The 24268-nt window shown below is 70.2% G+C and carries 23 protein-coding genes and 1 pseudogene; 13 read left to right on the top strand and 11 right to left on the bottom strand.

Going from position 1 to position 24268, the window contains the following annotated elements; genetic code table 11:
• Window positions 1-16: 16 nt before the first annotated feature.
• From H9L41_RS01645 to H9L41_RS01630, 4 genes are all read left to right on the top strand, one after another.
• Window positions 17-943 carry a DUF1853 family protein gene (locus H9L41_RS01645; protein WP_051318925.1) on the top strand — a complete coding sequence of 309 codons (927 nt, stop codon included), beginning with the start codon at window positions 17-19 and terminating at the stop codon, window positions 941-943.
• A 77-nt stretch (window positions 944-1020) separates the two neighbouring features.
• Window positions 1021-1635: a DUF1003 domain-containing protein gene (locus tag H9L41_RS01640; protein WP_084300109.1), complete on the top strand. Its 615-nt coding sequence runs from the start codon at window positions 1021-1023 to the stop codon at window positions 1633-1635.
• On the top strand, window positions 1625-2878 hold the full coding sequence (locus H9L41_RS01635; RefSeq protein ID WP_028445820.1) for a TIGR03862 family flavoprotein: 1254 nt from the start codon (window positions 1625-1627) through the stop codon (window positions 2876-2878). Before H9L41_RS01640 ends, H9L41_RS01635 begins: the two co-directional genes overlap by 11 nt.
• A 239-nt stretch (window positions 2879-3117) precedes the next feature.
• A complete protein-coding gene (locus H9L41_RS01630) occupies window positions 3118-3672 on the top strand; it encodes a flavin reductase family protein (protein WP_028445819.1) in 555 nt (184 codons plus the stop codon).
• A 41-nt stretch (window positions 3673-3713) separates the two neighbouring features.
• On the opposite strand, the gene H9L41_RS01625 is transcribed toward H9L41_RS01630, so the two are convergent.
• The 3 genes from H9L41_RS01625 to H9L41_RS01615 form a co-directional block, all read right to left on the bottom strand.
• On the bottom strand, window positions 3714-4214 hold the full coding sequence (locus H9L41_RS01625) for a nuclear transport factor 2 family protein (RefSeq protein ID WP_028445818.1): 501 nt from the start codon (window positions 4212-4214) through the stop codon (window positions 3714-3716).
• A gap of 38 nt (window positions 4215-4252) precedes the next feature.
• The gene (locus H9L41_RS01620; protein WP_028445817.1) at window positions 4253-5269 is read right to left on the bottom strand and encodes a class I SAM-dependent rRNA methyltransferase; all 1017 of its coding nucleotides are present in this window, start codon (window positions 5267-5269) and stop codon (window positions 4253-4255) included.
• Window positions 5270-5378: 109 nt separating this feature from the next.
• Entirely contained in the window at window positions 5379-5579 is a 201-nt protein-coding gene (locus tag H9L41_RS01615; protein ID WP_028445816.1) for a SlyX family protein, read from the bottom strand.
• A gap of 115 nt (window positions 5580-5694) precedes the next feature.
• Between H9L41_RS01615 and H9L41_RS01610 the strand changes: the two genes are divergently transcribed.
• From H9L41_RS01610 to H9L41_RS01600, 3 genes are all read left to right on the top strand, one after another.
• Window positions 5695-6519 (top strand): class I SAM-dependent methyltransferase, encoded by an 825-nt coding sequence (locus H9L41_RS01610; RefSeq protein ID WP_028445815.1) that lies wholly within the window; start codon window positions 5695-5697, stop codon window positions 6517-6519.
• A gap of 125 nt (window positions 6520-6644) precedes the next feature.
• A complete protein-coding gene (locus H9L41_RS01605; RefSeq protein ID WP_051318924.1) occupies window positions 6645-8732 on the top strand; it encodes a M3 family metallopeptidase in 2088 nt (695 codons plus the stop codon).
• Between the two features lie 517 nt (window positions 8733-9249).
• Entirely contained in the window at window positions 9250-9678 is a 429-nt protein-coding gene (locus tag H9L41_RS01600; protein WP_028445813.1) for a hypothetical protein, read from the top strand.
• Between the two features lie 69 nt (window positions 9679-9747).
• Here H9L41_RS01600 and H9L41_RS01595 read toward each other — a convergent pair whose 3' ends face one another.
• Window positions 9748-10014, bottom strand: a complete 267-nt coding sequence (locus tag H9L41_RS01595; RefSeq protein WP_028445812.1) for a hypothetical protein — start codon at window positions 10012-10014, stop codon at window positions 9748-9750.
• A 97-nt stretch (window positions 10015-10111) separates the two neighbouring features.
• On the opposite strand from H9L41_RS01595, the gene H9L41_RS01590 reads away from it, so the two are divergent.
• From H9L41_RS01590 to H9L41_RS01580, 3 genes are all read left to right on the top strand, one after another.
• Window positions 10112-10894: an AraC family transcriptional regulator gene (locus H9L41_RS01590; RefSeq protein WP_157461929.1), complete on the top strand. Its 783-nt coding sequence runs from the start codon at window positions 10112-10114 to the stop codon at window positions 10892-10894.
• Between the two features lie 134 nt (window positions 10895-11028).
• Complete coding sequence (locus H9L41_RS01585; RefSeq protein ID WP_028445810.1) at window positions 11029-11547, top strand: hypothetical protein; 519 nt, start codon at window positions 11029-11031, stop codon at window positions 11545-11547.
• A gap of 129 nt (window positions 11548-11676) precedes the next feature.
• Window positions 11677-12369 carry a glutathione S-transferase family protein gene (locus H9L41_RS01580; protein ID WP_028445809.1) on the top strand — a complete coding sequence of 231 codons (693 nt, stop codon included), beginning with the start codon at window positions 11677-11679 and terminating at the stop codon, window positions 12367-12369.
• A gap of 77 nt (window positions 12370-12446) precedes the next feature.
• On the opposite strand, the gene H9L41_RS01575 is transcribed toward H9L41_RS01580, so the two are convergent.
• Window positions 12447-13388, bottom strand: a complete 942-nt coding sequence (locus tag H9L41_RS01575; RefSeq protein ID WP_034606635.1) for a carbohydrate kinase family protein — start codon at window positions 13386-13388, stop codon at window positions 12447-12449.
• 129 nt (window positions 13389-13517) lie between these two features.
• Entirely contained in the window at window positions 13518-14114 is a 597-nt protein-coding gene (locus H9L41_RS01570; protein WP_028445807.1) for a chalcone isomerase family protein, read from the bottom strand.
• Window positions 14115-14433: 319 nt separating this feature from the next.
• Between H9L41_RS01570 and H9L41_RS01565 the strand changes: the two genes are divergently transcribed.
• The 3 genes from H9L41_RS01565 to H9L41_RS01555 all read left to right on the top strand — a co-directional run bounded on the left by H9L41_RS01565 (window position 14434) and on the right by H9L41_RS01555 (window position 16582).
• A complete protein-coding gene (locus tag H9L41_RS01565) occupies window positions 14434-15057 on the top strand; it encodes a CDP-alcohol phosphatidyltransferase family protein (protein WP_028445806.1) in 624 nt (207 codons plus the stop codon).
• A gap of 748 nt (window positions 15058-15805) precedes the next feature.
• Entirely contained in the window at window positions 15806-15994 is a 189-nt protein-coding gene (locus H9L41_RS01560; RefSeq protein ID WP_028445805.1) for a sortase family protein, read from the top strand.
• Window positions 15995-16183: 189 nt separating this feature from the next.
• Window positions 16184-16582 carry a hypothetical protein gene (locus H9L41_RS01555; protein WP_034606634.1) on the top strand — a complete coding sequence of 133 codons (399 nt, stop codon included), beginning with the start codon at window positions 16184-16186 and terminating at the stop codon, window positions 16580-16582.
• A gap of 27 nt (window positions 16583-16609) precedes the next feature.
• Here the strand turns inward: H9L41_RS01555 and metH are convergent.
• The 5 genes and pseudogenes from metH to H9L41_RS01530 all read right to left on the bottom strand — a co-directional run bounded on the left by metH (window position 16610) and on the right by H9L41_RS01530 (window position 24254).
• Window positions 16610-20381, bottom strand: a pseudogene (gene metH, locus H9L41_RS01550) (methionine synthase).
• 436 nt (window positions 20382-20817) lie between these two features.
• Window positions 20818-22227 (bottom strand): nitrogen regulation protein NR(I), encoded by a 1410-nt coding sequence (gene ntrC / locus H9L41_RS01545; RefSeq protein ID WP_028445802.1) that lies wholly within the window; start codon window positions 22225-22227, stop codon window positions 20818-20820.
• Between the two features lie 13 nt (window positions 22228-22240).
• Entirely contained in the window at window positions 22241-23305 is a 1065-nt protein-coding gene (gene glnL, locus H9L41_RS01540; RefSeq protein ID WP_028445801.1) for a nitrogen regulation protein NR(II), read from the bottom strand.
• 212 nt (window positions 23306-23517) lie between these two features.
• Complete coding sequence (locus H9L41_RS01535; protein ID WP_028445800.1) at window positions 23518-23943, bottom strand: DUF4124 domain-containing protein; 426 nt, start codon at window positions 23941-23943, stop codon at window positions 23518-23520.
• Window positions 23940-24254 carry a YciI family protein gene (locus H9L41_RS01530; protein ID WP_034606633.1) on the bottom strand — a complete coding sequence of 105 codons (315 nt, stop codon included), beginning with the start codon at window positions 24252-24254 and terminating at the stop codon, window positions 23940-23942. The genes H9L41_RS01535 and H9L41_RS01530 overlap by 4 nt, the downstream gene beginning before the upstream one ends.
• Between the last annotated feature and the right edge of the window lie 14 nt (window positions 24255-24268).

Below are 24268 nucleotides of genomic sequence, written 5' to 3'. Positions count from 1 at the left end.
TTTCACACCTCGACCCATGACCGCATCGCCCGCCCTCGCCGACCTGCACTGGCTGCTGGGCTCGCCCTCGCTGCTGGCGCCGGCGGCCTTGCCTGCCGGCGTCGCCGACGGCAGCGCGGCGCTCGGCGAGTCCTGGTGGCGCCGGCTGGACCCGGCCGCCGTCGCGGCTGCATTCGAGGGTTCGACCGCCACCGGTCCGTTTCGTCTCGGCCGCCATGCCGAATCGCTGCTGCGCGCCGGCCTGGCCCGGCTGCCCGGCCACGCGCTGCTGGCCAGCCAGTTGCCGGTCCGCGACGGCGGCATCAGCCTCGGCGAGTACGACTTCCTGCTGCGGCAGCCGGGCGAGGCGCCGCTGCTGCACATCGAGCTGGCGGTGAAGTTCTACGTCGCGCTGCCGCACGCCGGCGGCCTGCATTACGTCGGCCCCGGCCTGCGCGACGCGCTCGACCTCAAGCTGGCCCGGCTGTTCGGTCACCAGCTGCGGCTGGCCGGGACGCCGGCCGGCCGCGCCGCGCTGCCGGACCCGGCCGCCGCGGTCCAGCCGATGGCCTGGCTGCGCGGCTGGATGTTCTACCGCGATCCGGCCGATGTGCCCTGGGCCGGCCTCGCCGCCGACCACCTGCGCGGCTGGTGGCGGCGCTGGGGCGAGGCCTGGCCGTGCAGCCGGCCCGGCGGCCGCTGGCGCGCGCTGGCCAAGCCGGACTGGCTGGCGCCGCGCCGGCTGGAGGAGGCCGGCGCCGATCTCGCCGCGCAGCAGGCCGAAGCGGCGCGTCAATTCGCCGCCGCGCCGCAGCCGATGATGGTGGCCGAATATGCGCCGCCGGCCGAAGGCGGCCACGAGCTGGCGCGCGGCCTGGTCCTGCCGGCGGACTGGCCGCAGCCAGGCCGGTTAGAATCGCTGCTCGACGCGGTGGCGGCCTTGCCGCCGGCCCGGCCGGCCTGAACCATCGGCCGCGGCCGCGCTCCATCTCCCCCTTCGGACCGGATAATCCGCCGCGTCCGCGCCACAGGGCATAGGCAATGAAACACGACGACAAGCACATCCGCTTCCTGGCGGAACACCTGCTGCATACCGGCATAGGCGGCCTCGGCGGCCGCGAGCGCTCCGCGCTGAGGCGCATCTCGCGCCGGCTGCAGGAAACGACGCGCGGCAACGGGCTGCCCGAGGAAGACGGCGTGACGCTGGGCGAGCGGCTGGCCGACCGGGTCGCCGAGTTCGGCGGCTCGTGGACCTTCATCAGCCTGTTCGCGGTGTTCCTGCTGGGCTGGGCGGTACTCAACACCGAGCTGCTGCGCAGCCATGCCTTCGACCCCTACCCTTACGTCTTCCTCAACCTGGTGCTGTCGATGTTGGCCGCGATCCAGGCGCCGATCATCCTGATGTCGCAGAACCGCCAGACCGCGCGCGACCGCATGACCATGATCCGGGACTTCGAGGTGAACCTGAAGGCCGAGGCCGCCATCGGCGAACTGCACGGCCGGCTCGACCACCTGACCTGGCAGACGCTGCGCGACCTCGACCAGATCAAGCAGATGCTGGCGCAACGGCCGACGGCGGACGCCGCGGCAGCGGGCATCGCCACGTCGGGCGCCGCGCCGCAGCACGCCGCCAAGGAGCCGCCCCATGCGCGCTGAAGCGCCGCGCGTCGCGGTGATCGGCGGCGGCCCGGCCGGGCTGATGGCGGCCGAGGTGCTGGCCGCAGGCGGCGCGGCGGTCGAGCTGTACGACGCCATGCCCTCGGTCGGCCGCAAGTTCCTGCTGGCCGGCGTCGGCGGCATGAACCTCACCCATTCCGAACCGCGCGAGCCGTTCCTGGCGCGCTACGGCGCGCGCGAGGCCGAGCTGACGCCGCTGCTGGCCGAATTCTCGCCGGCGCGGCTGTGCGACTGGGTGCACGGCCTCGGCATCGACACCTTCGTCGGCAGCTCGGGCCGGGTCTTCCCGGCCGACATGAAGGCGGCGCCGCTGCTGCGCGCCTGGCTGCACCGGCTCAAGGCGGCCGGCGTGGCCTTCCACGTGCGCCACCGCTGGCTCGGCTGGGACGCGGACGGCGCGCTGCGCTTCGCCGCCCCGGCCGGCGAACGGCTCGCCAGGCCGGACGCCACCGTACTGGCGCTCGGCGGCGCCAGCTGGCAGCGGCTCGGCTCGGACGGCGCGTGGCTGCCGCTCTTGGCTGCGCGCGGCGTCGACGTCGCGCCGCTGGTGCCGGCCAACTGCGGCTTCGACGTGGGCTGGAGCGCGCATTTCCGCGACAAATTCGCCGGCGCGCCGCTCAAATCGGTGGCGCTCGCCTTCACCGGCCCGGACGGCCGCCGCTTCGAGCGCCGCGGCGAATGCGTGGTGACCGCCGGCGGCATCGAGGGCAGCCTGGTCTACGCGGCCTCGGCCGCGCTGCGCGACGCCATCGCCGCGCACGGCAGCGCCACCTTCGCGCTCGACCTGGCGCCGGACCGTTCGCCCGAACGCATCGCCGCCGAGGTGGCCCATCCGCGCGGCTCGCGCTCGCTGTCCAGCCATCTGCAGAGCAAGGTCGGCATCACCGGCGTCAAGGCCGGCCTGCTGCGCGAATGCCTGGACCGCGAGGCCTACGCCGATCCGGCCCGGCTGGCCGCCGCGATCAAGGCGCTGCCGGTCACCGTGCGTGCGCCGCGGCCGATCGACGAGGCGATCAGCAGCGCCGGCGGCGTGCGCTTCGAGGCACTCGACGCGGCGCTGATGGCGCGCGCAGTGCCCGGGCTGTTCTGCGCCGGCGAGATGCTGGACTGGGAAGCGCCGACCGGCGGCTACCTGCTCAGCGCCTGTTTCGCCAGCGGCCGTGCGGCGGGCCTCGGGGCGCTCGACTGGCTGGCGCGGCGCGAACACGCCGAACAACCGTAGAAGCGGCTTCAGCCGCGAATCGCCGAACAGGCCGCGGCGCGTGCCGAAGCGTTCGCGGCTGAAGCCGCTCCTGCGGCAAAGCCATCCGCCGCGCCGCGCCGCCGTAGGTCGGGCTTTACGCCCGACAGCGGCCTTGCTTGATAGCGCTGTCGGGCGTAAAGCCGACCTGCCGGGCATGGCGCCAGTCCAGCGGCCACCCGGCCCCCAATTTCAACGTTCCAGCCGAAAGCTCCCCCACCATGCGCCAAGCCGTCGACCTCAAGAAAGCCTACCGCCTGCTCAACCACGGCCCGACCGTGCTGGTCTCAAGCAGCCACGGCGGCCAGCGCAACGTGATGGCGGCGGCCTGGAGCATGCCGCTCGACTTCGAGCCGCCCAAGGTCTGCGTGGTGATCGACAAGAGCACGCTGACGCGCGCCCTGGTGGAAGCCAGCGGCGAATTCGCCCTCAACGTGCCGGCCCGCGCGCTGGCCGCCGCCACGGTGGCGGTCGGCTCGCAGAGCGGCCGCGACGGCGACAAGTTCGCCGAACTGGGCCTCGCCACCTTCGCCGCCGAGCGCATCGCGGCGCCGCTGCTCGAAGGCTGCGTCGGCTGGCTCGAATGCCGGGTGATCGCCGAGCCGCACAACCAGCAGCGCTACGACCTGTTCATCGGCGAGGTGGTGGCCGCCTGGGCCGATCCGGCCGATTTCAGCGAAGGCCACTGGCACTTCGCGCCCGGCCGCGGCCGCTCGATCCACTACGTCGCCGGCGGCACCTTCTTCGAGACCGGCGACGAATTCAGCGTGTCCTGAAGCCGGCTGCCGCCGCGCGCGGCCCGGGACCGGCCGGCGGACTAGGGCCGGGCGGGCGGGTCCTTCGGCGCCTGCTCGGCGCGGATCAGCTTCGCCACCTGGTCGGCCAGCGCATTGGGCAGCGGGACGGTCAGATGGTACTGCTCGATCTTCCATTGCCCGCCGATCTTGCGCAGCACGCCGGTGCCGCGGCAGCGGCCCAGGCCGGCGTTATCGAGCAGCTCGTCGAACGAGGCATGGCGGCCGCCGGCCGGCAGGTTCAGATGGCGCTCGACCACCGTGTAGGTCCAGCCGCGGCCCTGGTCGAAGTGCGGCCTGGCGTAGGCCTTGAACTGCGGCACGGTCCAGCGCTCGCTGGCATCGGTGCCGATGAACACGCCGTCCGGCGCGAACAATTCGAAGTAGCGCTCGAACTGCGCCGCGGCAGCCGCCGCGTGCAGGCGGTCGAGCACCTTGCCGACTTCGGCGGCATCGTCGGCGCGGGCGGACGGCATGGCGGCCAGCAGCGCGCCCGTCAGGGCGAAACGGCGGAGGAAGGACACGGCGGACTCCGGTGGAAATCGAGGGACTGGCGTGCCGTTCAGACCCGCAGCAGCGCCATCTTCAGCGGATGGCGGCCGTCCAGGCTGGGGAAATCGGCCTCCGGCTCGATCCACTCGAACTCGCGGATCTCGCGGCCGGCCTTGCGCGCGCTGCGCTGCAGCTGGTCGGCCCATTCGTCGCGGTCGACCTGGGCGACGTTGTTGCAGCAGATCAGCGTGCCGCCCTCGGCGGTGGCCAGCAGCGCCGGCTTGAACAGCGCGGCGTAGTCGTTGACCAGGTCGACCACGCCGAACGGGCTCTTTGCGTACTTGGGCGGATCGAGAAAGACCAGGTCGAAGGCATGCGGCTCGAGCTTGGGAAAGCTCGGCATGCGCTTGCCGCGCACCATGGCCGGCTGGCCGATGCCGGCGTACTGGCGCACCGCGGCGAACACGTCGCTCTGCACGAAGCGCGGGCGGATTGGCAGATCGTTGAGCTTGGCGTTCTGCTTGCCGACCGCCAGGCTCGATTCGGCGAAGTCGACGTTGACCACGTGGGCCGCGCCGGCCTTGGCCGCCGCCACGCCGACGCCGCAGGTGTAGGCGAACAGGTTGAGCACCGACTTGCCGGCCGCCTCCTGCATCACCCGGCGCCGGCCGGCGCGCAGGTCGAGGAACAGCCACGGGTCCTGGCCGGCGTGGCGGGCCTGCGCCACGTAGCTCACGCCGATCTCGCTGACTTCGTACGGCACCTGGGCGGCCAGCAGCGCCTCGCCCTCGAGCGGGTTGCCGATGCGCGAATTGGTGCGGCTGCGGTCGTTGTAGAACAGCTGCAGGCCGGGCAGCCGCTCGGCGTAGAAGGCCGTCACGGCGGCCAGCTTCTCGGTGCTGAGGAAGACGTGGAAGCTCTGCACCAGCAGGAAGGGGCCGTAGCGGTCGACCGTCAGGCCGGCCTCGCCCTCGACGCTGCCGTGGAACAGCCGGTAGCAGTCGGTCTCCTCGGCGTGCAGACGGGCGATCAGGTCGGCGCGCGCATCGAGCGCGGCGGCGAGCTTGGGGACGAGCTTGGCGGGCATGGGGGCTCCGGCGGGAATGAGGGAATGGGCGCGATTGTACGTGGCCGGGCGCGGACCACGCCGCCTTCGTCGGCGCGGCGCCGGGCGCCGCCGTCGGGCGGCGGGCCGCTCAGTAGTGCGGCGGGATCTCGTCGCGCAGCGAAGCCGGCTTGCCCGGCTCCTGCGCGCGCATCTGCTCCTGCAGCCGCCGGAATTCGCGCGCCAGCCATTCGAGCTGTTGCTGCTGGCGGGCGACGGTGCGGTTCAGCTCGTCGAGCAGGTCGTCCTGCAGCGCGAGGCGGATTTCGAGTTCGGTGATGCGGTCTTCCATGACGGTGCTCCTTCGGGGTGCGCGAGCTTAACCGTGTTCGGCCGGTCGCGGCGCTTACGGTTTGCGCCCGCCGCGCGTAGCATTCGCGCCGTCACAATCCGCCGGGAAGCCGCCCATGACCGAGAAATACGACGTCCGCCCGGGCCAGTCGATCGAGCTGCTCAAGGAGCTGCACATCCTCACCCGCGACGGCAAGCTCAACCAGGACAGCCGCCGCAAGCTCAAGCAGGTCTACCATCTGTTCAACTTCATCGAGCCGCTGCTGCGCGAGGCGCTGGGCCGCCATGCCGACCTGCGGCTGGTCGACCACGGCGCCGGCAAGAGCTACCTCGGCTTCATCCTCTACGACCTGTTCTTCCGCGAGCACGCGCCGGCCGGCGAGATCTGGGGCATCGAGACGCGCGACGAACTGGTGGCCAAGTCCGAGGAGCTGGCGCGCCGCGCCGGTTTCGCCGGCATGCGCTTCCTCAACCTGTCGGTGGCCGAGTCGATCGAGTCGAGCGCGCTGCCGGCGCGCATCGACCTGGTCACCGCGCTGCACGCCTGCAACACCGCTACCGACGACGCGATCCGCTTCGCGCTGGAGAAGGAGGCCGAGGCCATCGTGCTGGTGCCGTGCTGCCAGGCCGAGGTCGCCGCGGTGCTGCGCAAGAACAAGGGCCGCATGCTGAAGAACCCGCTGACCGAGCTGTGGCGCCATCCGATCCACACCCGCGAGTTCGGCAGCCAGCTGACCAACGTGCTGCGCTGCCTGCAGCTCGAGGCGCATGGCTACGCGGTGACGGTGACCGAGCTGGTCGGCTGGGAACACTCGATGAAGAACGAGCTGATCATCGCCCGCCGCGAAGGCCGGCCGCGCCGCGCGCCGGCTGAGCGGCTGCACGCCGTGCTGGCCGAGGTGGGGCTGGAAGAGCTGGAGTCGCGCTTCTTCACCGCCTGAACCGGCCTCGGCCGGGCCGCCCGCGCGCCACCGGTCGGCCCGGCCGACAGTTCGTCGCAGCAGGCAACGGGCGCCGCGCCCAGCCGGTAAGATCGCGGTCCCGCTGACCCGACCGGAACGCCGCGATGAACGATGCACTGCGCGATACCCTCGCCCCCACCCAGCCGTTCGACACCAACCCGCTGTTGGCCGACTGGGACACCCCCTACGGCCTGCCCCCGTTCGACCGCGTGCGGCCCGAGCATTTCCTGCCCGCCTTCGACGTCGCCATGCCGGCCCACCTGGCCGAGCTCGACGCGATCGCCAGCCAGGACGCGGCGCCGAGCTTCGACAACACGGTGGTCGCCTTCGACGGCGCCGGCCGCCTGTACGGCCGCATCTACCTGCTGTTCGACAACCTGTGCCTGAGCGAGACCTCGCCCGAGCTGCAGGCCGCCGAGCTGGCCATGGCACCGCGCCTGGCCGCTCACGACAGCGCCATCTACCTGCATGCCGGCCTGTTCTCCCGCATCGACGCGTTGTACCGTGACCGCGCCGGGCTGGGCCTCGACGGCGAGCAGCTGCGGCTGCTCGAACGCATCCATCTCGACTTCGTGCGCGCCGGCGCCCGCCTCGACGACGCCGCCAAGACCCGCTACGCCGCGGTGACGCAGGAGCTGGCCGAGCTGTGCACCCGCTTCAGCCAGAACGTGCTGGCCGACGAGGCCGCCTTCACGCTCGAACTGCACGGCGAGGCCGACCTGGCCGGCCTGCCCGAGTTCGTGCGCGCCGCGGCGCGCGGCGCGGCCGCCGAGCGCAAGCTGGCCGAGGGCAGCCACGTGATCACGCTGTCGCCCTCGCTGGCCGAGCCCTTCATGACCTTCTCGTCGCGGCGCGACCTGCGCGAGACGATCTGGCGCGAGCGCGTGGCCCGCGGCGCGCATGCCGGCGAGCACGACAACCGTCCGCTGGCGGCCGCCATCGTCGCGCTGCGGCAGGAACAGGCCGCGCTGCACGGCTACGCCAGCTTCGCCGACTACGAGCTGGTCGACCGCATGGCCGGCAAGCCGGCGGCGGTGCTGGAACTGCTGGAGAAGGCCTGGCAGCCGGCGCTGGACAAGGCCGCGCTCGACCGCGCCGAACTCGAGCGCCGCGCCGCCGAGCTCGGCGAGCCGACGCCGATCGCCGCCTGGGACTGGCGCTACCTGGCCGAGAAGGTGCGCCAGCAGCGCTACGACCTCGACGACGCCGAGCTCAAGCCCTACTTCACGCTCGACAACATGATCGCGGCGATGTTCGACTGTGCCGGCCGGCTGTTCGGCGTCAGCTTCGTCGAGCAGCACGGCGTGCCGCTGTACCACCCGGACGCGCGGCTGTGGGAAATGCGCGACCGCGACGGCAAGCTGGCCGGCCTGTTCATCGGCGACAACTACGCCCGCCCGACCAAGCGCAGCGGCGCCTGGATGAGCCTGTTCCGCCACCAGTCCAGCCACGGCGGCGGCACGCTGCCGATCGTCATCAACAACAACAATTTCGCCCGCGCCGAGCCGACGCTGCTGAGCTTCGACGACGTGCGCACGCTGTTCCACGAGTTCGGCCACGGCCTGCACGGCCTCTTGTCCAAGGTGCGCTACGAGAAGCTGTCCGGCACCGAGGTGCTGCAGGATTTCGTCGAGCTGCCGTCGCAGATCTTCGAGAACTGGGCCGAGGAAGAATCCGTGCTGGCGCGCCACGCCCGCCACTACCGCACCGGCGAGCCGATCCCGGCCGAACTGCTCGGCAAGCTGCGCCGCGCGCGCCAGTTCGACCAGGCCTGGGCCACCATCCAGTATGTCGGTCCGGCGCTGATCGACATGGCGCTGCACGCGCTGCCGCGCGGCACGGCGGTCGACATCGCCGCCTTCGAGGCCGAGCAGTGCGCGCGCCTCGGCGTGCCGGCCGACATCGGCCAGCGCCACTACCTGTCGCACTTCGGCCATCTGTTCGCCGGGCCGGGCTATGCGGCCGGCTACTACGTCTACATGTGGGCCGAAGTGCTCGACGCCGACGGCTACGACGCCTTCGTCGAGGCCGGCGATCCGTTCGACGCGGCGACCGCCGAGCGGCTGTATCGCTTCATCTACAGCGCCGGCAATACCCAGGATCCGGCGCAGGCCTACCGTGCCTTCCGTGGGCGGGATCCGGTGGTGGAGCCGATGCTGAAGAAGCGCGGGTTGATCTCCAGCCCTGTGTGAAACGCTTGATCGTCAGTGCAGCGCCCGGCATAGCCGGGCGTTTTTCTTTGATGGGTGCTCGACCAGCCGCGCTTCCTCTGGTTCATCCCCACTCCCCCGCCCTCGCCGCGTCGGGGCCCCCGCAAAGTCGAAGACTTTGTGGGGTGGACCAGAGGGGGCCTCGCTGACGCTCGTTAGTGATTCTATGAATCAACTGTTAGACCCGACACTTCGCTATCGCCAGCACCGGTACAGGCGCCAAGTTATGGCAGAGGGCCGAGTTCAAAGCCCCTCTCCCGTGCACGGGAGAGGGTTGGGGTGAGGGTTGGCTCTACGAAGAGCGGTCGCTTGTCTCGCCCGCGGGAGCAGATCACGCGGCACTTCAGTGCGTCGGCGCGCAAAGGGATCAGGTCCACGCCTTTCGTCGTACATCCTTGAATTGAAGAGGAAGAACCGCCACTTTCGCCAAGATCATGCTTGGCTAATTTCAATGCCGAAGGCATAATCCATCGTCATAAATATACGCTGGATGTTTGCCATGTCGCGCGCCTCGCTCCTGCTCGCCTGCAGTCTGTTCGCCCCCTATTGCCACGCCGACGACGTGATCGATCTGCGTGCTTCCGCCCTGCGGCCGATGCAGGTAGCCGCCGCCGTCACCGCGCCGGCAGCGCCTGTACCGGTCGCCGCGCCGACCGTGACGCGACTGGCCGAGCCGGCGCCGACGGTCGCCAGCACGCTGGAGGAGCCGCCGGTCTACACGCCGCCGATGCCGGCCGACACGCGCGACCTCAAGCTCGGCCAGTGGTCCTACGAGGTCGAGCGGATGGGCCGCGCCGACGGCTGCCAGGGCGAGGGCGCCTGGGTGGTCGACCGCAACGGCAACGAAGAGACCTACCAGGTGATCTGCCAGGGCGCACCGCGCTATACCGCCGTCTGCAGCACCGCCGGCTGCCTGCGGCTGGACTGAGCGCCGTTCCGGGCGGCGTAGCCGCCGCCCGCTCCGCAGCGCCCGCGGCTCGTCGGCCGCGGCGGGCGATCAGCTCCGGCGGCCCAGTTCCCGGCCGACCAGCCCGGCCAGCGCCGGATCGCGCACCGCGAACACTTCGAACAGGCCGAGCGCCTCCAGCGCCGGCAGCAGCTCGATCAGATCGGCCTGCGCCGCCTCGCGCTCGGCCGCCGGCGCGGCCGGATCGGCCAGCACGGCGGCGTTGGCCAGGAAGGCGCCGACGCTGCCCTTGCGCACCACGACGTCGCCGCGGCGAACGGTGTCGAGGTCGTCGGGCAGAATGTGTTCGGCTTTCATGGCATTGCTCCTGTAGGTGATTGGAGGCGCTAGCGTAGCCGGGCGGCCCATTGGCGCGTTATCTTCACTCCGCCAATAAATAGCGCGAAACCGCCATATGACCGAACCGGTAACCTCGCCCCCGCCGCTGGTGGTGCAACGGCTGCGCCACGACGGCCATCAGCACGCCGGCTGGCATGCCCATGCGCAAGGCCAGCTGTATGCGCTCGACGACGGCCTCCTGGTGGTCGAGACCGAGGGCGCGACCTGGGCGATGCCGCCGGGCCGCATCGGCTGGCTGCCGCCGCACTGCGCCCACGCCGCCCAGGGCCACGGCGCGCTGGCCGGCTGGAGCGTCTACCTGGACGCCGACCTGTGCGCCGCGCTGCCGGCCACGCCCTGCGTACTGGCCGGCTCCGCGCTGGTGGCGGCGATCGTGGCGCGCATGGTGGAGTGGCCGGCGGCCGCACCGCTCGATCCGCCGCGCCGGCGCCTGCTCGAGGTGCTGCTCGACGAACTGGCGCAAGGCCTGGCCGAGCCGCTGTCCTTGCCGCTGCCGCGCGACCGGCGGCTGCTCGCCATCACCCAGGCGCTGCTGGCCGACCTGGCCGACCGCCGCACGCTGGCGCAGTGGGCCGACTGGGCCGGTCTCAGCGAGCGCACGCTGAGCCGCCGCTTCGCGGCCGAGACCGGGCTCGGCTTCGCCCAGTGGCGCCAGCAGGCGCGGCTGGTGAAATCGTTCGAATGGCTGGCGCGCGGCGAACCGGTCGGCAACGTGGCGCTGAGCCTGGGCTACGATAGTGTCAGCGCCTTCATCGCGGTGTTCCGCCGCAGTTTCGGCTGCACCCCGGCCAGTTGCTTCCGCCCGGGCCGGCCGCGCCCGGCAGTCGATGCCATGTGAATATTGCGGACCGGCGCCTGGATCGACGATCGGACAGTACAAACGTACAACATCTGTATATTATTAATCGCTTAATATCGTCATCCACCTCGCCGCTCCGGTCAGGAAAGCGGCACGCAACCGTCGGCCCGCTCATGCACGCCCAAGCCTCCATCGACCAGACCCTGCGCGTATTGATGGCGCGCCCCTGCCTGCTGCGCACCAATATCAGCGTGTTCCACGGCGAGAGCCGGCAAGTGAGCAACCTGGCGCTCGAGATCTCGCCGGGCCGCGGCGACACGCTGTCGGCGGTCGAGCTGTGCCCGGACGGCGAGCTGCTGAGCGGCGGCGCGCTGGACGACGGCCGCGGCCCGCTCGATACGCGGGCGGTGACGCAGGCGATGCGCGGCCTGTGGCCGGCCGGCGCGGACGAGCCGCCGCTCGACGCGGTGCAGTCGGTCCGCGCGACCAGCCTCCTGATGGCGAGCGAATCCGCCTTCCCGTTCGAGGTCCTGCAATCCTGGCACTTCCGCCGCCGCGAAGGCGCCGGCGTGATCGACGTCTGGCACGGCGACGAGCCGGTCCGCACGCTGGCCTGCGAACCGCCGGCCGACTGCTCGCTGCGCGAGCTGGTGCTGCACCTGCAGGAAGCGGCGAACCAGCGCGGCGCCTGAACGCCTCCGATCCCGCGCCGGCGCTGCGGTACAGCCGGGCAGCCGGTGCCGCCGCCCGCGCCACTGTGCCTTGCACGCCGGCCGGCGCATGCCATGATGGCCCTCCCCTCGATCCCCGCCGGAGCGGCCATGTACCAACTGCATATCGCCAACAAGAACTATTCGTCGTGGTCGCTGCGGCCCTGGCTGCTGCTGAGCGAGCTCGGCATCGCCTTCGACGAGCGGTTGATCCCCTTCGATGCCGGCGGCGCCAACTGGGCGCCGTTCCGCCGCTTCGCGCCCAACGGCCGGGTGCCCTGCCTGCACGACGGCGACACCGTGGTCTGGGATTCGCTGGCCATCGTCGAGTACCTGGCCGAGCGCCATGCCGGCGTCTGGCCGGCCGACGGTGCCGCGCGCACCTGGGCGCGCTGCGCGGCGGCCGAGATGCATGCCGGCTTCGGCGCGCTGCGCCAGCGCTGCTCGATGAACTGCGGCGTGCGCATCCGCCTCCACGCCGTGCCGGCCGAGCTGCAGCGCGATCTCGACCGCATCGCCGAGCTGTGGAACGAGGGCCTCGCGCGCTTCGGCGGCCCCTTCCTGGCCGGCGCGCAGTTCAGCGCGGTCGACGCCTTCTTCGCGCCGGTCGCCTTCCGGCTCGAGAGCTACGGCCTGCAATTGGGCGAGGCGGCCGATGCCTATGCCGCCCGCCTGCGCGCGCTGCCGGGCATGCAGCGCTGGCTGGCGGCGGCCCTGGCCGAGCCGTGGCGCGAGCCGGGCCACGAGGCCGAAGCGCTCGCCGCCGGCACGCTGCTGGAAGATCGGCGGCTTGCAGCCGGCTGACGTTCGCATCATCGCCCCGGCATGAAAAAAGCCAGCCCCGCGGGGCTGGCTTTTCGCTTGGCGGATGCCGGACAGGCCTACCAGGCCGGCAGCTCGCAGCCGAACGCCTCGCGGTAGGCCACCGCCAGGCTGGCGCGGTCGAAGCGGTGATTCTGACCGCCGCGCTGCGCGATCTTGAGCGCGCCGAGCAGCGAGGCCAGCCGGCCGGTCGTCTCCCAGTCCCAGCCGCGTTCGATGCCGAACAACAGGCCGGCGCGGTAGGCGTCGCCGCAGCCGGTCGGGTCGAGCACCGCCTCGGCGCGCGCGGCCGGGATGGCGATCTCGCGGCCGTCGACATAGATGGTCGAGCCGTCGGCGCCGCGCGTGACGATCAGCGCGCGCACCATGGCGGCCAGCTCGGCCAGCGTCTTGCCGGTCTTGTCGGTCATCAGCGCCGCCTCGTAGTCGTTCATCGCCAGGTAGTCGGCGGCGGCCACGCAGCCGAGCAGCTCCTCGCCCGAGAACAGCGGCATGCCCTGGCCCGGATCGAACACGAAGGGGATGCCGGCCGCCTTCAGCTCACGCGTGCGCGCCAGCATGCCCTCGCGGCCGTCCGGCCCGATCAGCGCCAGCGTCAGGCCCTCGACGTGGTCGAAACGGTTGTCGTGCGACTCGCTCATCGCGCCCGGGTGGAAGGCGGTGATCTGGTTGTCGTCGAGGTCGTTGGTGATGAAGCACTGCGGCGTGAAATGGGTCGGCAGCACGCGGGTGCAGTCATGCCGGATGCCGAGCGCGTCGAGCCGCTCGGCGTAGGGACCGAAATCCTGGCCGACGGTGGCCATGATGACCGGCTCGCCGCCGAGCAGGTGCAGGTTGTAGGCGATGTTGCCGGCGCAGCCGCCGAATTCGCGGCGCATCTCGGGCACCAGGAAGGAGACCGACAGCATGTGCACCTTGTCCGGCAGGATGTGGTGCTTGAAGCGGTCGGGGAAGACCATGATGGTGTCGTAGGCGACCGAGCCGCAGATCAGGGTGGGCATGGAAAAGTCCGGGTTGGCTTGGAATGGCGCCATTCTAGTGGCCCGGCGCCCGGTCCGCGCGCGGCCGCGGCGAAAATGGAACGGGGCCGCGATCGCGGCCCCTTGGCGCGGTCCGGCGCGAAGCCGGGATCAGGACGCCGCTTCGCCCAGCAGTTGCCGCTTCAGCGTCTTGTCGGCCGGCCGGTCGCCGAGCCAGATCTTCAGGATCGCGTTGTAGAAGGCGACGTCCGGCAGCGTGTCGCCGAGCTTCTTGCCGTTCATCTGGATCACCGTGCCGGTGTTCGGCACCCAGTCGACGGTGATCACGTCGCGGGGCTTGATCGAACGGTAGGCGCCGAAGATCTGGCCGATGGCCAGCATCTGGTTGAACAGCCGCGACTTCTCTTCGTCGCTGCTGTTGTGATTGAGGCCTTCGAGCAGCGCCTGGCTCAGCGTGTCGGAGCTGACCTCGCGCAGCATGGTCAGCGATACCCGCTTGGGTCCCGGCGCGGCCAGCACTTCGGCCGGCGTGGACTTCTTGTCGCCCAGGTAGAGCGCAGCCACGTAGACCTTGAACAGGACCTTGGTGCGCACGCCGGCGCCGTTGAGCTTGAGCTCGGCGCCGGCGACCCTGGCGCTGTCATCGATCGACACGCCGGCCACCTCGACGGCGGCGGCCTGCCCGCTCAGCGCCAGCAGGCTGCCGGCCAGCACCAGCCAGCTCTTGAAGCAGTTGTTCATTTTCATATGTTTGTCTCCATCCATTCACCACACTGCGGGCCTTTGCGGACCGCCCCTCATGACGGCTACCTAGCGCTCGATCAGCGAGCAAGCGCACGACGCCCCGAATATTTGCTCCAGTGCGCGAGCCAGCCCGAATGATGGCACGTTCGCACCGTCGTATCGCACGGTGCCGTTACATCCGCACCACAACGTTGCATTTCCCGCCATCGCGCCGGCAACCGGCGCACCGCTCGCAGCAATGCGATCGCGACCCGCGCCCATGCCTTCTGCATGCCGGCCAGTTTCGCTTACCATGCGCAGCAACCCGTATCCGGACGCCACCATGACCACGTCACCGCCCAAGCCCTTCTCGATGATCCGCGAATTCCATCTGGCCGACTGGTTCACGCTGTCGAACGCCTTCTGCGGCGTCGGCGCGCTGTTCGCGGTGATGACCTATCTGCAGAGCGGCGAGGTGCTGCATCTCTACTTCGCCTGCGGGCTGATCCCGTTCGCGCTGCTGTTCGACGTGCTCGACGGCCGCATCGCCCGCTGGCGCCAGAAGAGCTCGGCGATGGGCCGCGAGCTCGATTCGCTGGCCGACGTGATCTCCTTCGGCGTGGCGCCGGCGGTGATCGCCTACGGCTGCGGCATGCAGGGGCTGTTCGACCGCATCGTGCTGCTGTTCTTCGTCGCCAGCGGCGTGTCGCGGCTGGCGCGCTACAACGTGACGGCCGAGAAGCTCGCCGAGGGCGGCGACAAGGTGAAGTATTTCGAGGGCACGCCGATCCCGACCTCGCTGCTGCTGGTGGCCGTGCTGGCCGCCGCGGTCTGGCAGGATGCGCTGGGCGACCGGATGTGGTTCGGCGTGTACGAAATCGGCGGGTTCCGCTTCCATCCGCTGGTGCTGATGTTTGCCATCTCGGGCTCCTTGATGATCAGCCGGATCAAAATCCCGAAGCTTTAGGGTTGATTGGATTCCGTTCTGCTCGACCTTTTATGTAGCGCCCGGCCAAGCCGGGCGTTTTCGATGGGCGAGTACTCGGCCAACGCTTCGTCCTGATTCAATCCGACGCCCCCGCCCTCGCCGCCCCGAGGCCCCCGCAAAGCCGCAGACTTTGCGGGGTGGACCAGAGGGGCCTCGCCGGCGCTCGTTCGTGTGTATTTCGACCTTCTGCGCGCGCCCCTCGGATCGAGGAGATAACGGCGGTTTTCTTTTTCGGAATCAAAACAGGCACTTGCGCTTGCATCATTTGCGATGGCCGTGCTATGGTGCGCCTCCGGTCGGGCTTGTAGCCTGATCGAGCCTTCTTGCAGTCCTCAAGCCTCGTCCCTCTGGCAAGCCGCTTCGCCTCCTGCGAACACCGGCCCTTGATACCCCAAGCTTGTATCGAATGGCGCTCCGCAAGCGCCCGCTTCATCCACTGTAACGAAGGCGCCGTACCGTGCGCTCCATGGCGGCCATGCCGCCGGCGTCACGGTTTCGTCCAGCCGCCGGGCTTCGGTCCGGCCGCGGTGTCGGTGCATGGTTCGAGGGTCTTCCCGCGAGCCGCCTGAACTCTGCGCGCGTCATCTTGTCCAGTCAGCTCCGGCCGGCGCACACTAGCCGGCCGCATGCCCCGCGAGGGCGGCGGAACGCCAGGACAGGCGGCGCGTCCGTGCAGGCCAGGCCCGCACGGCCCGCGATCAAAAACAGCCATAAGGAAGGAACAATCATGATCGTTCAAGAACTCAAACCCGGTGACCGCTTCACCCAGGACCGCCACGGCGAGACCATCCGCTTCGAGGTGCTGTCGGTGGAACAGGTCGGGCGCCAGTACCAGGTGCGCTTCCAGTCCCAGTTCGGCCAGGACAGCGCCCGCTACCACGGCAAGGCCTATCTGCCGATCACCCGCAGCCACTGAGGCGGGGCGGTAGCCACGGCGGCCACGGCCGCCGGACGACGAGGCCGCGATGAACCCCAGGGTCCATCGCGGCCTCGTCGCATCCGCCATCCGGATCGCCGTCCCGCTGCCGCGGCGCAATTCCGGCGGCACTTTTAGCGGCCCGCGGGCTCCAAGCGCCTCTCAAGCCCAATCCATGCGAGGTCTGCCATGCCTACGTCCCCCCTTTCCGGCCGCCTCCTGCGCGGCGTGCTCGGCGCCAGCCTGCTGCTCGGACTCGGCGCCTGCGCGAGCAGGCCGGATGCGCCGCGACCGGCCGAGAACCTGACCCTCGGCTGGCAGGAACACACCCGGCCGCTGTTCAGCCGCGGGCCGAGCGCGGACGCGGGCCGGACCGCCTGGTGGGTGCCGGCCACGCTGCCGCGCGGCAGCTACCGCTTGATCGAGCGCGACGGCGACAAGGCCACGCTGATCGACGACTACCGCTTCGAGATCGACGGCAGCGTGAGCAAGGAAATCACCCTGCTGCTGCCGTCGCGCCACAACAACGTCGAGGCGGTCGACGAGCGCTACGTGGTCGGCGGCAAGCCGGCCAGGCCGGCGTACTGATCCACCCCGCAGCGGCACGGCGACCGGTCAGGCGTTGTAGCCCAGGTTCGGCGCCAGGTCGCGCTCGGCCTGCTCGACGCTCACGCCGCGCCGCGCCGCGTAGTCCTCGACCTGGTCGCGGTCGATCTTGCCGACCGCGAAATACTGCGACGCCGGGTGGCTGAAATAGAGCCCGCTGACCGCCGCGGTCGGCAGCATGGCGTAGCCCTCGGTCAGCTGCATGCCGATGCTTTCGGCGTCGAGCACGCGGAACAGGTCGGTCTTGGTGGTGTGGTCGGGGCAGGCCGGATAGCCCGGCGCCGGGCGGATGCCGGCGTAGCGCTCGTCGATCAGCGCTTCGTTGTCGAGCGTCTCGTCGGCGGCATAGCCCCAGATTTCGCGGCGCACCTTGGCGTGCATCAGCTCGGCGAAGGCCTCGGCCAGCCGGTCGGCCAGCGCCTTGACCATGATCGCGGCGTAGTCGTCGTTGGCCGCCTCGAAGCGCGCGACGTGCGGCTCGATGCCGAGGCCGGCGGTGACGGCGAACAGGCCGACGTGATCGCGCAGGCCGGCCTCCTTCGGCGCCACGAAATCGGCCAGGCTCCAGTTCGGCTTGCCCTCGGCCTTGCGGTTCTGCTGGCGCAGGCAGTGCATCGCCATCAGCTTCTCGCCGCTGGCCGGGTCGTACAGCACCACGTCGTCGCCGACCCGGTCGGCCGGGAACAGGCCGATCACGCCGTTGGCCTCGAGCCAGTTCTCCTCGACGATCTGCCGCAGCATGGCCTGGCCGTCGGCGAACAGCGCGCGCGCCGACTCGCCGACCACTTCGTCGTCGAGGATGCGCGGGTATTTGCCGGCCAGCTCCCAGGCGTTGAAGAACGGGCTCCAGTCGATGTATTCGGCGATCTCGGCCAGCGGGTAGCGCTCGAAGCGCAGCACGCCGGTCCGGCGCGGCTGCGGCGGTACATAGCCGGCCCAGTCGAAGGCGAAGCCGTTGGCGCGCGCCGCCTCGATCTTCACCAGGTCCAGCGCGCCGCGGTTGGCGTGGATGGTGCGGATGTTGGCGTACTCGTCGGCCACCTTGGCGACGAAGCCGTCGCGCAGCTCGTCGCTGAGCAGGTTGGAGCAGACGCCGACCGCGCGGCTGGCGTCGGGCACGTAGACCACCGGCGCATGGTAGTTCGGCGCGATCTTGACCGCGGTATGGACCTTGGAGGTGGTGGCGCCGCCGATCAGCAGCGGGATGTCGAAGCCCTGCCGCTCCATCTCCTTGGCGACGTGGGCCATCTCCTCCAGCGAGGGCGTGATCAGGCCGACAGGCCGATGATGTCGGCGCGCGCCTCGCGCGCGGTGTCGAGGATCTTCTGCGCCGGCACCATCACGCCGAGGTCGATCACCTCGTAGTTATTGCAGCGCAGCACCACGCCGACGATGTTCTTGCCGATGTCGTGCACGTCGCCCTTCACCGTGGCCATCACGATGCGGCCCTTGGCGGCGGCGTCCTTGAGGCCCAGCCGCACCTTCTCCTCCTCGATGAAGGGCTCGAGGTAGGCCACCGCGGCCTTCATCACGCGGGCCGACTTGACCACCTGGGGCAGGAACATCTTGCCCGAGCCGAACAGGTCGCCGACGTGGTTCATGCCGTTCATCAGCGGGCCTTCGATCACGTTGATCGGCCGCGGCAGGCTCTGGCGCGCTTCCTCGGTGTCCTCGACGATGAAGGTGGTGATGCCCTTGACCAGCGCATGGGTGATGCGCTCCTGCAGCGGCAGCTGGCGCCAAGCCAGGTCCTCGCCCTTCTGCGCGTTGGCGTCGCCCTTGAAGCGCTCTGCCAGGGCGATCAGGCGTTCGGTGGTATCCAGTGATTGCTCGGCCGGCGCTCCCTCACCCCTGCCCGCGCCCGGGGGAGAGGGGGATTTCCACTCGCGCCGCCGGCGCGAGGTTGTCGATTCAATACGACGTCCTCGATCGCCTCGCGCAATTCGGCGTCGACCTCCTCGTAGACCTCGAGCGCGCCGGCGTTGACGATGCCCATGGTCATGCCGCGCTGGATCGCGTGGTAGAGGAAGACCGCGTGGATCGCCTCGCGCACCTTGTTGTTGCCGCGGAACGAGAACGACACGTTGGAGACGCCGCCCGAGATCTTGGCGTGCGGCAGGTGCTGCTTGATCCAGCCGGTCGCCTCGATGAAATCGAGGCCGTACTTGGCGTGTTCCTCGATGCCGGTGGCGACCGCGAAGATGTTCGGGTCGAAGATGATGTCGGCCGGGTCGAAGCCGACCTCGTCGACCAGCACCCGGTACGAACGCTCGCAGATCTCGATCTTGCGCTGGTAGGTGTCGGCCTGGCCGGTCTCGTCGAAGGCCATCACGATCACCGCGGCGCCGTAGCGCTTGACCAGCCGCGCGTGCTTGACGAACTCGTCGTGGCCTTCCTTGAGCGAGATCGAGTTGACGATGCCCTTGCCCTGGATGCACTTGAGGCCGGCCTCGATGACGCTCCACTTGGACGAGTCGATCATCACCGGCACGCGCGAGATGTCGGGCTCGGAGGCGATCAGGTTCAGGAAGGTGACCATCGCATGCTCGGCGTCGAGCATGCCCTCGTCCATGTTGACGTCGATCACCTGGGCGCCGGCCACCACCTGCTGACGCGCCACTTCGAGCGCGGCCGGGTAGTCGCCGGCCAGGATCAGCTTGGCGAAGGCGCGCGAGCCGGTGACGTTGGTGCGCTCGCCGACGTTGACGAACAGGTCGCGGTCGCCGACGTTGAACGGCTCGAGCCCCGACAGCCGCGCCTTCGGCTCGATCGCAGGCAGCGCGCGCGGCGCCAGGCCGTCGAGCGCGGCGGCCATCGCCGCGATGTGCTCGGGCGTGGTGCCGCAGCAGCCGCCGACGATGTTGACCAGCCCCGATTCGGCCCATTCGCGCACCTGCACCGCCATCACCTCGGGCGTCAGGTCGTAGCCGCCGAAGGCATTGGGCAGGCCGGCGTTGGCGTGCACCGAGACATAGCCCTCGCTGACCCGCGCCATCTCCTCGACGTAGGGCCGCAACAGGTCCGGGCCGAGCGCGCAGTTGAGGCCGTAGCTGATCGCGTCGGCGTGGCGCAGCGAGTTGTAGAAGGCTTCGGTGGTCTGACCGGTCAGCGTGCGGCCGGACTGGTCGGTGATGGTGCCGGAGATCATCACCGGCAGCCGTTCGATCCCCGGCCGCTCGTCGAAGTAGCGGTGGATGGCGAACACCGCCGCCTTGGCGTTCAACGTGTCGAAGATGGTCTCGACCAGCAGGAGGTCGGCGCCGCCGACCACCAGGCCGTCGATCGCCTCGGTATAGCTCTCGACCAGCTGGTCGAAGCTGACGTTGCGGAAGCCCGGATCGTTGACGTCGGGGCTGATCGAGCAGGTGCGGTTGGTCGGGCCCAGCACGCCGGCGCAGAAGCGCGGCTTGTCGGGCGTGCGGGCGGTCTGGGCCTCGCACAGCGATTTCACCAGCCGCGCGGCCTCGACGTTCAGCTCGTGCACCAGCGATTCCATGTCGTAGTCGGCCATGGCGATCGAGGTGGCGTTGAAGCTGTTGGTCTCGACGATGTCGGCGCCGGCGTCGAGGTAGGCCTGGTGGATGCCGCCGATCACGTCGGGCCGGGTCAGCACCAGCAGGTCGTTGTTGCCCTTGAGGTCGCTCGGCCAGTCCTTGAAGCGCTCGCCGCGGTAGTCCATCTCGCCGAGCCGGTGGCGCTGGATCATGGTGCCCATGCCGCCGTCGAGGATCAGGATGCGGCGTTGCAGGAGGGCGGAGAGCTGGTCGCGGCGGGACGTCATGGAAGTCGCTGAATATTCGGGGGAAAGTCGGCGATCTTACCATGCGCGCCGGGCCGGCCTGGCGGCCGGGCCATGGGTTCTGCATGAATGGGATTCATGCGGCGCGGCGGGCATGGCGTTCGCTCATCGGCAGCGGCACGCCTGCAGGAGCGGCTTCAGCCGCGAATGGTCGAGATGCCGCCAGGGCATTCGCGGCTGAAGCCGCTCCTACAACACCTCGGCGGTGCAATCCGCTGCCAGGGTCGTCGGCCACGCCACCTTGGTCGGCAGGTTCACCTGCAGGTCGGGCTTGATGCCCGACAGCGGTCTTCACAAGCGGCGCCGTCGGGCATAAAGCCCGACCTACCAGGCCCTCGCGCCGCCGCCATGGCGTCAGCTCGAATGGGCCTGCCCGCAATGGGCCTACCCGATCTACAGCCTGGCGCTCTTCAGCGCCTCACTCGCCGCCCAGCTCGCGCTCCAGGTCCAGCTCCTGGATCTTGCGCGTCAGCGTATTGCGGCCGAGGCCCAGCCGTTCGGCCGCCTCGATGCGCTTGCCGCCGGTGGCCGCCAGCGCGCGCAGGATCAGCGTGCGCTCGAACTGCTGGGTCAGCGCCTCGATGAAGCCGCGCTCGCCGGCACGCAGCCGGCGGTCGGCCTCGGCCGCCAGCTGGGCGGCCCAGTCGCCGCCGTGGCCGGCCTGGGCGCCGGCCGCTTCGCTCTTCACCTCGGGCGGCAGGTCGGCCGGGCCGACCGCCTGGCCCGGCGCCATCACGCAGATCCAGTGGCACAGGTTCTCGAGCTGGCGCACGTTGCCGGGGAATTCGAAGCCGGCCAGCACCCGCATCGCCTCTTCGCTGAGCCGCTTCGGTTCGACGCCGAGATCGCGCGCCGACTTGGCCAGGAAGTGCCGCGCCAGCAGCGGGATGTCCTCGCGCCGCTCGCGCAGCGCCGGCAGGCGCAGGCGGATCACGTTGAGGCGGTGGAACAGGTCCTCGCGGAACAGGCCCAGCTTGACCCGCTCCTCCAGCGCCTGGTGGGTCGCCGCGATCACCCGCACATTGGCCTTGATCGGCGCATGGCCGCCGACGCGGTAGAAATAGCCGTCGCTGAGCACGCGCAGCAGCCGGGTCTGCAACTCGGCCGGCATATCGCCGATCTCGTCGAGGAACAGCGTGCCGCCCTCGGCCTGCTCGAAGCGGCCGGTGCGCTGCGCCTGGGCGCCGGTGAACGAGCCGCGCTCGTGGCCGAACAGCTCGCTCTCCAAGAGATCCTTGGGGATCGCCGCGGTATTGATCGCGACGAAGGTCTTGCTCGCGCGCGGGCTGTGCCGATGCAGCGCGCGCGCCACCAGCTCCTTGCCGGCGCCCGATTCGCCGGTGATCAGCACCGTGGCCGAGCTCTGGCTGAGCCGGCCGATGGCGCGGAACACCTCCTGCATCGCCGGCGCCTGGCCGAGGATCTCGGGCGTCTCCTCGAGCGGCGCCTCGACCACCTCCTGCTTGAGGCTTTCGTCCATCGCGCGGCGGATCAGCTCGACCGCGTGGTCGACGTCGAAGGGCTTGGGCAGGTATTCGAAGGCGCCACCCTGGAAAGCCGCCACCGCGCTCTCGAGGTCCGAGTGGGCGGTCATGATGATGACCGGCAGCCGCGGCAGCCGCTCCTTGAGCTGGGCCAGCAGGTCCAGCCCCGATTCGCCGGGCATGCGGATGTCGCTGACCACCACCGCAGGCGTCTCGCGCCGCAGCGCGTCGAGCGCCTCGGCGGCCGAGCTGTAGGCATGGAAGGCGATGCCCTCGCGGCCGAGGGCCTTCTCGAAGACCCAACGGATCGAGCGGTCGTCGTCGATGATCCAGACTGGTTTCATGGGGTGTCTTGTCTTATTTGCCGGGGTCCAGCGGGGTCCAGCCGTTGATCGGCAGCGTCAGCGTGAAGCGGGTGCAGCCGGGCTGCGACTCGAACTCGATGCTGCCGTTGTGCTGCTGCACGAAGGTGTGGGCGAGGTGCAGGCCGATGCCGGTGCCGCCCGGCCGGGCCGAGACCAGCGGGTAGAACAGCGTCTCGCGGATCTGCTCGGGAATGCCCGGGCCGTTGTCGGTGATCTGCAGCGTCAGCGCCAGCGGGTAGCGGCGGCGGTTGAGCGTGACCTGGCGGGCGATGCGGGTCTTCAGCACGATCTGGCCGGCGCCGTGCATGGCCTGGGCGGCGTTGCGCACAATGTTGAGCACCGCCTGGATCAGTTGCTCCTTGTCGCCGTACAGGTAGGGCATGCTGGTGTCGTAGTCGCGCCGCACCGCCAGGCCGTTGGGGAATTCGGCCAGCAGCACGCTGCGCACGCGCTCGAGCACCTCGTGGATGTTCAATTCGCCCACCTGCGGCAGCCGGTGCGGCGTCAGCAGCCGGTCGAGCAGGCCCTGCAGCCGGTCGGCCTCGTCGGTGATCACCTGGGTGTATTCGCGCAGGCCGGGATCGTCCAGCTCCTTCTTCAGGAGCTGGGCCGCGCCGCGGATGCCGCCGAGCGGGTTCTTGATCTCGTGCGCCAGGTTGCGGATCAGCTGGCGGTTGGCCTGCTGCTGGGCCGCCAGCCGCTCCTCGTTGGCGATGCGGCGCTGCTGGTCGGTCTGGCGGAATTCGAGCACGGTGAGCACCGGCGCCTCGATCTCGCGCACGGTGAAGGCGACGTGGATGGTGTTGCCCAGCCGCACCGCCAGCGCGACGTCGTGCTCGGTGACGGCGGCGTTCTGCTTCTCGGCGGCGTCGAGCGCGGCCAGGATCTCGGCTGGCTCCGAGAAGCAGGCCGACAGCGGCCGGCCCACCGTTTCGCGTGCCGACAGCTCGAACAGCGTCTCCGCCGCCGGGTTCATGTGGCGGACGGCGCGGGCCGAATCGAGCACGATCACGGCGGTTTCCAACAGGTCGAGGCCGGCGTAGGGAGAAGCGGACATGGCATTCGCAATGCAAGGGTTGGCAGCCATCAAGCAAGGAATGGGCCATGCCATGCGCATGCGGCGACGGCCAGCGGAATCAGCGACTTGGAACGGACCGGCCGCCCGGGCGGCGGCGTGCTCCGCTTCGGTGCGTGCAGATGGCGCACGAATGCACCATCTTAGTGCATTCGGCGATCGATCGGGGAGTGGGGACGAGCGGTGCCGGATGCTTACTGCACCCGGGCGATTTCCTTCTGCAACGCTTCGATGTTCTTCTCGTGCATCGTCACGTTGTCGCGCTGGCGTGCGTCGGCGGGCGTTGCCGCCAGTTTCTGCCGCGCGCTGTCGAGCAGCTTCTGCTCGCTGCCGAGTTCGTCGCGCAGGATCTGCAGCTTGGTCTGGTCGCGGCTGCGCTGGGTGGCAACGTCGACGCGCGGGAAGCTGGACGGCGTGGCGTTGCCGCTGGAACCGCCGCCGGAGCGCACCACCCCGTTGCGCGGCGCCGGGATCGCGCCGGGCACGTCGCCCAGGTCGAGCTTCTTGGCGCCCTTGCTGGGGATGTTCGAATAGGTGACGCGGCCTTCCGAATCGACGTGCTTGTAGATCTCGGCCTGGGCCGGCAGGGCCAGCAGCAGGGCCAGCGCGAGCCGTTTCATGCCGCCTCCCGCACGTTGTCCTGGGCGATCAGCGCGACGCGGTAGGGCCGGACTTCGGCGGTGACCACGCCGTAGCGCACCGCCGGATCGGCCGCGGCGAAGGCCTGGGCGGAGACTTCGTCGTCGGCGTTGTAGATCGCGATGCCGAAGCCGTCCGGGTCGAGCGTGCGGCCGGCCAGGATCAGGCGGCCGTCGGCCAGCGCGGCCTGCAGGTAGGCGAAGTGCTCGGCCATCGCCGAGGCTTCGGCGTCGCTCGGGCCGGTGCGCAGCATGTCGGGTCGGGTGGGACGGATCAGGTAGAGATACTGCATGACATTCGACTAGG

The organism is Chitinimonas koreensis (assembly GCF_014353015.1).
GTDB lineage: Bacteria > Pseudomonadota > Gammaproteobacteria > Burkholderiales > Chitinimonadaceae > Chitinimonas > Chitinimonas koreensis.
This window is presented reverse-complemented; position numbering and strand designations above follow the sequence as displayed.